7 protein-coding genes are annotated in these 11,541 nt (G+C 51.1%); all 7 read left to right on the top strand.

Annotated features, from left to right (window positions below):
* Nucleotides 1–168: 168 nt before the first annotated feature.
* The 7 genes from DWZ56_RS21755 to DWZ56_RS21725 all read left to right on the top strand — a co-directional run bounded on the left by DWZ56_RS21755 (nucleotide 169) and on the right by DWZ56_RS21725 (nucleotide 11,527).
* Nucleotides 169–2,709 carry a sugar-binding protein gene (locus DWZ56_RS21755; protein WP_118558727.1) on the top strand — a complete coding sequence of 847 codons (2,541 nt, stop codon included), beginning with the start codon at nucleotides 169–171 and terminating at the stop codon, nucleotides 2,707–2,709.
* Nucleotides 2,710–2,854: 145 nt separating this feature from the next.
* The gene (locus tag DWZ56_RS21750) at nucleotides 2,855–3,781 is read left to right on the top strand and encodes an ABC transporter permease (protein ID WP_118558726.1); all 927 of its coding nucleotides are present in this window, start codon (nucleotides 2,855–2,857) and stop codon (nucleotides 3,779–3,781) included.
* A gap of 11 nt (nucleotides 3,782–3,792) precedes the next feature.
* Complete coding sequence (locus DWZ56_RS21745; RefSeq protein WP_118558725.1) at nucleotides 3,793–4,680, top strand: carbohydrate ABC transporter permease; 888 nt, start codon at nucleotides 3,793–3,795, stop codon at nucleotides 4,678–4,680.
* Nucleotides 4,681–4,756: 76 nt separating this feature from the next.
* Nucleotides 4,757–6,295, top strand: a complete 1,539-nt coding sequence (locus tag DWZ56_RS21740; RefSeq protein WP_118558724.1) for an ABC transporter substrate-binding protein — start codon at nucleotides 4,757–4,759, stop codon at nucleotides 6,293–6,295.
* Nucleotides 6,296–6,416: 121 nt separating this feature from the next.
* Nucleotides 6,417–8,432, top strand: a complete 2,016-nt coding sequence (locus DWZ56_RS21735) for an MGH1-like glycoside hydrolase domain-containing protein (RefSeq protein ID WP_118558723.1) — start codon at nucleotides 6,417–6,419, stop codon at nucleotides 8,430–8,432.
* 16 nt (nucleotides 8,433–8,448) lie between these two features.
* Nucleotides 8,449–9,351: a glycyl-radical enzyme activating protein gene (locus tag DWZ56_RS21730; RefSeq protein WP_118558722.1), complete on the top strand. Its 903-nt coding sequence runs from the start codon at nucleotides 8,449–8,451 to the stop codon at nucleotides 9,349–9,351.
* A 10-nt stretch (nucleotides 9,352–9,361) separates the two neighbouring features.
* The gene (locus DWZ56_RS21725) at nucleotides 9,362–11,527 is read left to right on the top strand and encodes a pyruvate formate lyase family protein (RefSeq protein ID WP_199679632.1); all 2,166 of its coding nucleotides are present in this window, start codon (nucleotides 9,362–9,364) and stop codon (nucleotides 11,525–11,527) included.
* The last annotated feature ends 14 nt before the right edge of the window (nucleotides 11,528–11,541 follow it).

Raw genomic sequence — 11,541 nt, 5'->3', positions numbered from 1 at the left:
GGAACGGCAAAATTTTTTGCACTTCTATTGCTTCTTTATCACACATAAGCAAACGCGGACGGCAGTGTCGCAAGGCTGTTAGAAGATAAGGAACAGGATTTCTGCGATTATATAGTAAAATGTCTGGATCATCTGACAAAAGAAGAGAAACTGCCCGCGCCGATCGCGATGAGCCTGCAGAATGAACCGAGCACTGCCACCGCATATCAGTCCTGCTGGTATGATAAGGTACAGTATAAGCGGGTTGCCATCATGCTGCGCCATACCCTGGATGCGGCAGGCTATGACGGTGTAAAGCTCATGGGACCGGAAAGCGATGAATACAAGAACTCAGTCGTATGGATGGGTGAAGGCTTTTCAGAGCTTTTAAACGATCCGGAGTACAATGATGCCATTGATGTTCTGGCAAGTCATTCCTATAAGGGCAAGGACGCAACGGACCAGAATATCATTGACTGGGCGCAGAATGTGGCTAAATTTCCGGAAAAGGAAGCCTGGATGACGGAGTACTGCACAGCCGGCAATCAGATGGGCGATCTGGAAATCGACCGGGCGATTGAAGCGATGAGAATCCTGACCTCAGACCTGGCGTGGGGCGGTATCAACTCCTGGTTCTGGTGGCTTGGATGGGATCCGAGATATTCTGCCAAGAACCCTTACCAGGAAGTGATCCTTGAGGGAGAGGGAAAAACCGACCTTTACAAGGGCACAACCTATCAGGTTCTGGCCCAGCTGTTCAACAGCGTGCCGGTGAACTCCCATGTGCAGAGAATGTCAACCGATGATCCGACTGCGGCGAATAAAGCCGCTCTGCTAAGTGACCTGGTGGCGTTTAACACGGGAAGCGGAACCGTATGCATGATTACCAATACCTCCCGTGTTGCGAAAGCATATGACATCAGCGGACTGAAGGGCCAAAGCGCATCGGTGTACACCACTTCAGAAGTGAACCAGTCCGTTAAAAATACGGACAGCATCAACATAATCGGTGAAACGGCCAAAGATGTATTTGTTCCGGCCAGAAGCATCGTGATTGTTACGACAGACGCAGCGGATCACGCGGCACCTGCGGTCTCTGTGGACGAAAACCCTCAGCTGTTTGAGGAGAACGGTTCCTACACCAGCAGGGATCAGATCCTGCATCTTAGCGGAAGTGTAGATGAACAGGCCAGTGTTACGGTAAATGGAAGAGAAGTGGCTCTGGGCGCGGATTTTACATTTACCGCGGATATCACGCTGACAGAAGGCGGCAACATCATTACAATCGAAGCGAAAGATGTAAACGGAAACAGATCGGTTAAAAAATTGAACGTGAAGTACGATCCGAGCTATCTGGCGCTGGTCATGGAGAAAACCGCCGACAGGGTTAATAATACCGGCTATACCCTGAAGGGCAGAGTAAATGTACCGGCGGAAGTTACAGTTAACGGAACCGTAGTGGAAGTGAAGGATGACCTGACCTTTGAACATCAGGTGACCCTGAATCAGGGCGTCAACACATTTGAAGTTGCCGCAGTCAGCACAGAAGGCACAAAGACAGTTACCGTAAAGGTGAGCTGCGATTCCGTTGCGCCTGTTATAACCGTGAATCAACAGGGCGGAACGGTCACAGATTCCGAATATGTCATCACCGGATCTGTGAGCGAGACACTGGCAGGCTTTCGCGTTGACGGCGAAGATGTATCCGTGAGCCTTGATGATACCTTTATCACTAAAGTATCTTTAAAAGAAGGCAAAAACGAAATAAAACTGACCGGCACAGACCCTTACAAAAATGAGGGAACCACCGTTTTAACAATCACTTATAACAGGACGGAAACTTCACCTTTGCTGCCTGATCCGGATAATGCCGTCGCCTATGCGGTCAGGACAGATAACAAAGTCACTGTAGACGGCGACATCAGTGAAGCCGACTGGGCGATCAGCCAGAAGGCTGCAAAGCCGCTTTCCGGCACACCCAATAACATTTTTAATTTCGGCACCATGTGGGACGATGACTATCTCTATGTCGCCGCTGTCGTTCAGGATGAGGCGCTTTGCTTCGGCGACGAAAAGAACAGACAGTATATGCAGGATTGTTTCGAGCTGTTCTTAAATCCGACCAATTCCAAGGCGGGAGCATACAGCGGCAAAGACATGCAGCTCTTCGCCGGCTGGGACAAAGACAGACAGAACGCATTTGATAACGGAAAGGGCATCCTGACCGGATGGAAAGATCTGGAAGACGGATACTCCGTGGAGATGGCTATTCCGTGGGCATCCCTTGATATCACTGACCCGGCCGCAGATCTTGCGATCGGCTTTGATGTAGCCAACGATGACTCGGATATTTACGGAAGCAGGCAGCACATCATCGGATGGGCAGGCACGGGCGACAACTGGCAGGATACCAGCAAATTCGGAACGCTGATCCTGTCTGTCAAAAAAGACCAGGGCACCGATAACAGACCGGACTTAGAAACAGACTCGGACCCGGGCAGCTCCAATTCAGGCTCAGACTCTGGCTCTTCCGGTTCCACAGGAGCGAAAGACCCAGTCAGCCCGGCCCCATCGGCGGATACGCCAAATCCGCCAGCCCCGGATAACTTAGCGGCAGCCAGCCCGAATGCAGGGGATCACACCCCCATAAGCATTTTTGCTGCACTCCTGTTTCTATCCGGAGCATTGGCAATTGCCCTGATAAGAGCATCCAAAGCAAAAAGAATCTAACAATTCCCAGACGGAGCCGGCGCTTTACCACAAATGCGCCGGCTCCTTTATCTGTACACTCTCAAAGAGTCCACGAATTATCAACTTCTATTCCACTTCACCCGTTGCTATAATAGGTTCATCAAAACGAAGGAAGGAGATAAAGATGAAACGGTTTCAATCGGGAGTCAAGGGTCTGTGGAAGGACAGGGAACTGGTACTGATGGCGCTGCCCGCTGTGATCCTGCTGATTTTATTCAATTATGTACCGATGACCGGCCTGGTGCTCGCATTTAAGAAATTCGACTTTTCTTTGGGATTATACAGAAGCCCATGGAACGGTCTTGAGAATTTTAAACATCTGTTTTTAGCCGGAAATACATATTGGCGCATTACCCGCAATACGATTGCCTATTATCTTTTGTTCACCGCAATTGAAACGGTATGCAGCATTGCGCTGGCCGTTGCCGTCAACGAACTGGTCTTTAAGAAAATAGGAAAGTATGCCCACAGCGTCATGATCCTGCCTACATTTATTTCCTATGTGGCGGTTACTTATATCGTAAAAGCTCTGCTGGATTATAACACGGGTGTGATTAACTCCATCATCGCATCGGGAGGCGGGGAAAGGGTTAACTTTTATATGCAGGCGCAGTTTTGGCCATTGATCCTTTCGCTGATCACGGTGTGGAAACAGACAGGATACGGATCGGTGCTGTATCTGTCCGTGCTGTCGGGAATCGATCAGGAACTGTATGAATCGGCTTCCCTGGACGGGGCTAACGTCTGGAAGCGGATGCGCTACATCACCTTCCCCATGCTGGTGCCGATGATGATGGTAAAACTGCTTCTGGGGCTGGGCAACATCATGCACTCCGATACGGGCCTGTTCTATCAGGTGACAAGAAACACCGGAGCACTGTATAAAACCACACAGGTGCTTGACAGTTACGTCCTGAATTCCATAATGACAGCTACTGATTTTGGTGTAACCGCGGCGACCACATTTTATCAGTCGATCATCGGATTCGTTATGGTCATTGCCGTAAACCTGATTGTCCGGAAGGTTTCCCCTGAGAATTCGCTGTTTTAAGGAGAAGGAAAATGAGAAAAAAGAAGATAAAAACAGGACAGTATGTTCTCGCGTCCGTGCTCTGCGCATTGGCAATCCTGTTTGTAATGCCGGTGCTTTTAGTATTGATTGCTTCCTTTACCAGTGAGGCCAGCCTGGCGGCCAACGGGTTTACCTTCATTCCGGAAGAGTGGTCCTTAAGCGCGTGGAAGTATATCTTTAACATGGGAGATCAGCTGCTTGTATCCTACGGTGTAACGATTTTTGTTACGGTGGTGGGAACTCTCTCCGGACTGCTCATTCAGAGCATGTTTGCCTATACATTAAGCCGGAAAGGATTTAAGCTGAAAGGTTTCCTTTCCATCATGCTTCTGATCACCATGCTGTTTAACGGCGGACAGTTATCCAACTACATGATTAACTCGTCTGTCTACCATCTTAAAAATACGCTCCTGATCCTGTGTATCCCATCTGTACAGGCGATGACGGTAATCATGATGCGCACTTACATACAGACCAATATCACAGACGCCCTGATCGAATCCGCCAAGATTGACGGGGCGAAGGAATTCCGCATCTACTGCCAGATCTGTATGCCCCTGATGGTGCCGATGCTGGCAGCCTTAGGATTCATGTCGGCGATCAGCTTCTGGAATGACTGGCAGAAGAGTTACATGTACATCACATCCGCCAACAAAATGCCGCTGCAGCTGCTCCTGATCCGGATCGAAAAGAACATTGAGATCCTGACAAGCGGCAAGATATCCTCGGAGGCCGCATATGCGCTGGCTTCCCAGATACCGAAGGAAAGTACGAGAATGGCCATGCTCTTTACGGTGCTCGGCCCGATTATGATCGCATATCCGTTTTTCCAGAAGTATTTTATTAAAGGTCTTACCCTGGGAGCTGTGAAAGGCTGATAAGGGGGTAGTAAAACCAGGTTCCAAACTGATAAAGAATTATCAGTATATTAGATATAATAAGGAGGAAGAAAAAATGAGGAACAAATTTATGAAAGGGCTGGCACTGCTGCTTACGCTGACTATGATCGGCGCATCATTTGCCGGCTGTGCGAAGAAGGATGCAGACCCGACTGTGGCTGCTACTGAAGCGCCTACTACAAAGGAAGCCGGTACCGAGGGAACCACTGCTGCAGATGAAACAACCGCAGCATCACAGGAAACAGTAAACATCACATGGCACCGTACCTGCTGGCATACAAACGATGACGAAAAAGCGGTGGAAGATGCAATCAACGCTTACATCGAGCCTAAGATCGGCGTAACCGTAACCGTATTAAATGACGCTGAGAATACCGCGCTGGACCTTGCGTTAGCAGGCGGGGATGACATCGACCTGTTCTGGTGTGCATCCTGGGCAAACTTGTACAACTTCATCGACGGCAACAGCGTATATGATCTGACGGACGTGCTTGCCGACTATCCGGAATTATATGCTTCCATGCCTGAAACCGTATGGGAATCCGCCAAGAGCGCCGGCCGCAATTTCTACGTACCGGTATACAAAGAGAGCGCCAATGGACAGGGACTGTCCGTTCCCACGTCTTTAGTGGAAAAATACAACTGGGATCTCTCCGCTGTTAAAGAGTTAAAAGACATCGAGCCCATGCTTGCTGACTGCTATGCAGACGGTATGGCAAACCCGATCGCTTTACAGGACCCGACCTTTGACTGCTTCGAACTGGATAAATTCGCATTCCTGACAAAATATGCAGGCGTTGCCCGCGACGGCGATACCACCAAGATTGTAAACATCATGGAAACTCCTGAATACAAAGAATTCGTTGATATGATGTATTCCTGGAATAAAGCCGGCTATATCAATCAGGAAGAGTCCGCTCCGGATTCCATCAGCACTGAAATCGTAACCGAGAAGAGAAAGAACGGCGAGAACGCTTTTTACCGCTGGGCTATGACACCGGACAGCAAGGCAAACGCTTCTTCACGTTTTGGCATGGATGTGGAGATCATTCCTTTAACGGGAAGCTATGTAGAGACAGATTCCGCAGCGGGTTCCGCATACGCAATCAATGCGAAGACCACCAAGCTGGATGCCTGCATGAAATTCTTACAGCTTCTGAATACAGATGAAACCCTTGCAAACCTCGCAGCATTCGGTATTGAAGGCGAGCATTACACCAAGACGGCAGACGGCCGTGTGACTCTGATTCCTGAATCCGGCTATGCTTACCCGGGCGTATGGATCGTTTGTAACGTAAACGCTCCGAGCCTCCTGGACAATGAGTCCGCCGATAAGAAGGAACAGTATGACGCATTTAATAAAGAAGCAGAAGTTTCCTGCACAGCAGGCTTCCGTTTCGATAAGACTGCCGTAGAAGCAGAAGTGACCGCTCTTGACGGCGTTCTTGCCGAGTATCAGGCGCTTCTGGAAAAAGGCTTCTATGATCCGGAAGAATACCTGCCCGAGTTCCAGGCAGCGTTAAAGACAGCGGGTGTTGAGAAAGTCATCGCTGAAATGCAGACACAGTATGATGCGTGGCTGGCAGTGAAATAATCGTAATCCAGATTTGCAATGTGAAATGATATAAGATGCGGGAGGGGAAACGAGACTGTTGAGACAGTTCCCGTTTCCCTTTTCTAAAATGGGATAAGAGTATTCAGGAAGGAAATCAGAAATGAGCTATCAGAGTGAGGATTTTTCCGTTGACCTAAGAAAGTGCACGGCGCCCCCCAACTATATCTGGGTGAACAGCGGCTTTAGCACATGTGCTCCGGCAGGAGAGAATGTGACCGGAGCGGCGGGCTGCTTCTCACCGCCTTATGCGGCGGAGGACACTAAACTGTCGTTTTCCATAGAGGCGGACGGACATTATATAGAAGATACCGGCAATAAGGGGAAGGAGGACTGCGGTCTGCTCTATGCGGGCGGCACGTGGCAGCCCGACAAAATTGTGAGGAAGGGCACCTATCATTACAGGACGCAGAACGGCCTGATTTCCCTGGCAGTGGAAAGCGAGCTGGTGCCCCTGTTTCAAAAGGCGGGATTTCTTGTAAAGATCCGCATTAAAAACAGGGCTAGCAGGGAAACGGCTCTAAAGGTAAATGTGCAGTTTGACCCGGGGCATCCGCGGCTGACGGATTTGTCATCCTGGGATTTCATGCCGCCTAAAGCCGGCGGCAGCGGGATGATGAAAGTCTCGGACTGCGTCTGGGAGAACGGGGAGATAAGGGTGACCCTTGTCCTGGAAGACTGCATGGAGAGAAGAATCGGAAAAGATCAGATCTATGAGTGCCAAGCCGCAGTTGTCTATACAAAGGCCGGGGAATCTGCGGGGGCCGGCCGGCTCTCTGACTGGCAGAAAGAGACAGAAGAGGCCTGGAAAGCACGGCTTAGGATGGCGGACAGGGGGATTCCCGCGCTTAACAGCAATATCCCCGGACTGACGGAGTATTATCACAGATCCTTAATCAGCGGGCTGGTCTGCCTTTGGGAGAATGACGCCTTTGTGACAAACCCGTTTCCCGCTACCAGCGGCATGGACGGGGGCTCCATCTGCTGTTATCCGTGGGATGTGGCGGGATACAGCGCCAGAACCCTGGTGATGCTCATGGGTGAAAAGACGCTTGATTTCCTGAATAAAATGCTTGATTCCGGCATCGACCGGCATATCTGCATGTCCTTAAAGGGCGACGGCCAGGGATGGTGCAGCTATTCCTACAGCATGTGGTCCCTCATGAACCTTTACTGGACCGTTGTGACCATGACGGGAAAAGGCCTGGAGCTCTTTGACAAGATCCTGGCTCTGTTTCAGGCAGAGGAGGAACGGCTTGAGGAGTGGGAGGATTTAAAGGATTACGGCAGACAGCACAATCTGCTTGAAATGAGAAGCTGCGGGTATGAGTATGTGGTTCCCAGCCCCAATGCCGAGCGGGCATGGTGTTACGACCGGCTTTCCGATATCGGGGAGCGTCTGGGCCGTAAGGACACCGCGGGCTGGCGCAGTAAAGCGGAGGCCATCCGGACATCTCTGCGTGAGAACCTGTGGGATGAGGAAGCAGGATGGTTCCGGTGCATTCATCCGGAGCATCATGTTGAATATATCTATTCGATTCAGATGTATGATGCGCTGCGTTTCGGCGTATGTGACGAATCCATGACGGACGCACTGGCAAAGCACCTTGTAGACGGCAGGTTTTTGGGGGCTTACGGAGTCAGCAGCATATCGGCGGAGGATGAGCTGCACTATGAGCTGAATGATCCGGATTGGTCCGGCGGCGGAAGCTACAGCGGAGAAGGGCCGGAACTGGCGGAGACGCTGTGGAAGGCAAAGCGTCCGGAACTGGCGTGGGATGTGCTGCGGCGTCATTTCTGGCTGGGAACCATGGCGCCCTATATTCCCCAGGAGCACTACTGCGATAAGCCCGGCATGCCTGCGAATAAGCGCGCGAATATCATTGCCGGCGTGACCGGACTGCAGGCGGTCCTGTTTGGGCTGGCCGGATTTGAAATCGGACTGGATGGCGGTCTCACTGTCGATCCTGCGCCCGCGCCCGAAGGCTGGTACGAGGTCAAAGGCTTCCCTTACCGGGATCAGCCGGTCGATCTGTGGATAGATCAGGAGCGGATGAAGATATCTGTTGATCATGAAGTGATTTATGAGGGCGAAATCAAAAAGACAGTGATCCAATGACAGGAAGGATAAAAGCATGGAAGGAATTGTAACGGATATACAGAGATTTTCCCTGAAGGATGGGCCCGGAATCCGGACCACCGTATTCCTGCAGGGATGCAATATGGACTGCGCCTGGTGCCATAATCCGGAGACTATAACGCTGAAACCGGAACTTCTGTATTATGAGAAAAACTGCATCCGGTGCGGAAAGTGCATAGAAGTGTGCCCAAAAAGCGCGCTGCATACGGACGGGGACAGAATCCGTGTGGACAGAAACGCATGTATCCGCTGCGGGACATGTTCCGGGCAATGCTTTCCGGGCGCGCTGGCGATGTCCGGTAAAAGGATGAGTGCGGATGAGGTGATGGATGAAATCCTTCAGGATGAAGCATATTATCACAATTCCGGCGGCGGTGTGACCCTGTCCGGCGGCGAAGTCTTACTGCAGCAGGAATTTGCATATGAGATTTTAAGCAGATGTAAAGAACGGCACATTGCGACGGCAATCGAAACCAACTTAAATGTGCCCTGGAGCCGGTTGGAAAAAATGCTTCCCGTTTTAGACCTCATCATGTGCGATATCAAACTCCTGGATGAGCACAAACACAGAGAATGGACCGGGGTCAGCAACAAACTCATATTGGAAAATGCGGCGCGGCTTTCAAAGAGTTTCATTCCCATGATCATCCGGACACCGGTGATACCGGGTGTCAATCAGGATGAGGATGAGATTGCGGCTATTTCCGGATATATACAGGGGATCCATGCCAATCTGCTTTATTATGAGCTTTTAAATTTCAATCCCCTGGGAGATGCGAAATACCGGGGACTGGAAAAGGAGAACCGTTTTGACGGGCAGAAGCCGGCAGAGGAGTGCGTGATGAAGAGGCTGGCCCGGGCCGCTTCGGATCGGGGAATCACTGTACGGATCGGGTGAGGAGGAAACTATGAACCAGAAAATGGAACAGTATCTGGACAGGATCGCGGTCCTGAAACAGAAAAAGCTGGAGCAGACACAGCAAAAGGTGGACGTGGAAGGCGGGCTCGATGAGGATGATTACGGAAGGATCGTCCCTCCTGACGGGTTTGAATGGAAGATCATTCCCAATCATGAGAACGGTTCCTTTTATGGGTATGACGGATGGAGCAGGAATTTCTGCGATCTGATGGAGAAGCATCCGGTGTATGTGGACGCGAACGATGCCTTCTGCGGGAAATGGATGTTCTTCCTGTCCAGAATGAAGGGCCCTGTCTGGAATCCGGACTACGACTATTCCGATCTGAAGCCGGGGCTTGAAACATATGACATCATATCCGGAATCGGCTCCGACGCCCACTTCGCGCCGGATTATACGATCGGTCTGACTCTGGGCTGGGAAGGATTGCGCAGAAAAATCCATACATACAAAGAACAGAACGGCAGCGAATGCCTGGAATTTTATGAGGCGGAAGAAAAAACCATCGATGCCGTCCAGGTATGGATCAGGCACACCATAGAGCGGATCGAGGAAATGATACCGGAGGAAGAAGATCCGGCGCTGAAAGAAAATCTCACGGAGATGAAGCGGGTGAATGAGCGGATTTTGACGGAGGCGCCCGAGACGCTGCGGGAAGCCTGCCAGTGGATCTGCTGGTTCAATATGGCGTCGAGAACCTATAACCGGGACGGAGCAGGCGGGCAGCTGGATGAACTGCTGCGGCCCTATTATGAGAAAGACCTGAAAGAAGGCCGGATAGACGATGCCGATGCCAGATATTATATCGCCTGTCTGCTGCTGAACGATACACACTATTATCAGCTCGGAGGGCCGGACGGCGATGGGACGGATGTGACAAGCCGCGTTTCTTATCTGATACTGGAGGCAGCCGACCTGATCGACACCTCCTGCAACCTGACGGTCCGGGTGCATGACGGCCTGCCGGAGGAATTTTTCTTAAAGGCTGTGGGGTATCTGTTTAAAAACAGGAACGGATGGCCGCGGTTTTCTGGGGATAAAGCTCTCGTGGAAGGGTTTGTAAAAAACGGTTATACGCCTGAGCTGGCAAGAAAGAGGATTGCGGTGGGCTGTAACTGGATGTCTCTTCCAGGGCTAGAATACACGCTCAATGACCTGGTGAAAATCAATACGGCGCGGGTATTTGAGGTGGCCTTTTGGGAAATGATGGCTCTGCCGGAGGATGAATACGGCGTGGATAAGCTTTGGAGCCTGTTTACAAAGCATCTGCTGCGGGCAGTGGATGTCACTGTAAAGAGCATGAAATTCCACATGCGATATCAGGTATACAATGAGCCGGAGCTCCTGCTGAATCTGCTTAGCCACGGTCCGGTGGAGAAAGGGCATGACGTCTCTGACGGCGGCGCCATGTACTATAATCTGGCCATCGACGGAGCCGGGATCGCCGTGGTGGCCGATTCATTTGCCTGCCTGGAACAGCGGATAGAGAAGGAACACCGGCTGTCCTGGATGGAGATGAACGAATGCCTTCAGAATAACTATGGAGGAACGGGCGGGGAATATACGCGCAGGATGATGACAAGCGTTGCCCATTACGGCTCGGGAGGCTCCAGAGCCGATTGGTGGGGCAGGAAACTGTCGGATTTTTTTGCGGAGGCAGTGCACCGTAAGAGCTTTGAGGGGGACAATTTCTGTTTTATCCCGGGATGGTTTTCCTGGGCCAATACCATAGATTTCGGGAAGGCAGTAGGGGCTACGCCAAACGGAAGAAAAGCGGGGACGGCCATCAATCACGGGGCGAACCCCATGCCGGGATTCAGAAAAGACGGAGCGGTGACCGCCATGGCCAATACCATAGCGGATGTCCAGCCCGGATATGGCAATACGGCCCCCATCCAGCTGGAACTGGACCCGGGGCTCATCCGGGATGAGGAAGCCGTGAAAAAAATTGCCGATCTGATCCGCACCATGTTTGAAAAGGGAGCGACGCTTTTAAATATCAATATCATCGATGAGAAAAAGATACTAAAAGCGCATAAGGATCCGTCGCTGTATCCGGATCTGGTGGTGCGTGTGACAGGCTTTACCGCATATTTTTCCATGCTGTCGCCGGAATTTCGGCAGCTGGTTGTAGACCGCATTATAGCGAAAGAATAAAGAGGAGAAACCGT

The organism is Lachnotalea sp. AF33-28 (genome assembly GCF_003477885.1).
Lineage (GTDB): Bacteria > Bacillota > Clostridia > Lachnospirales > Lachnospiraceae > AF33-28.
Note: the sequence above shows the minus strand (reverse complement) of the source record. Positions and strands in the feature narration are given on the sequence as shown.

Bases quoted from the DNA above. Each gene is read 5' to 3' on its own strand.
- DWZ56_RS21755 (WP_118558727.1), top strand. From the start codon at position 169: ATGAGCCTGCAGAATGAACCGAGCACTGCCACCGCATATCAGTCCTGC.
- DWZ56_RS21750 (WP_118558726.1), top strand. From the start codon at position 2,855: ATGAAACGGTTTCAATCGGGAGTCAAGGGTCTGTGGAAGGACAGGGAA.
- DWZ56_RS21745 (WP_118558725.1), top strand. From the start codon at position 3,793: ATGAGAAAAAAGAAGATAAAAACAGGACAGTATGTTCTCGCGTCCGTG.
- DWZ56_RS21740 (WP_118558724.1), top strand. From the start codon at position 4,757: ATGAGGAACAAATTTATGAAAGGGCTGGCACTGCTGCTTACGCTGACT.
- DWZ56_RS21735 (WP_118558723.1), top strand. From the start codon at position 6,417: ATGAGCTATCAGAGTGAGGATTTTTCCGTTGACCTAAGAAAGTGCACG.
- DWZ56_RS21730 (WP_118558722.1), top strand. From the start codon at position 8,449: ATGGAAGGAATTGTAACGGATATACAGAGATTTTCCCTGAAGGATGGG.
- DWZ56_RS21725 (WP_199679632.1), top strand. From the start codon at position 9,362: ATGAACCAGAAAATGGAACAGTATCTGGACAGGATCGCGGTCCTGAAA.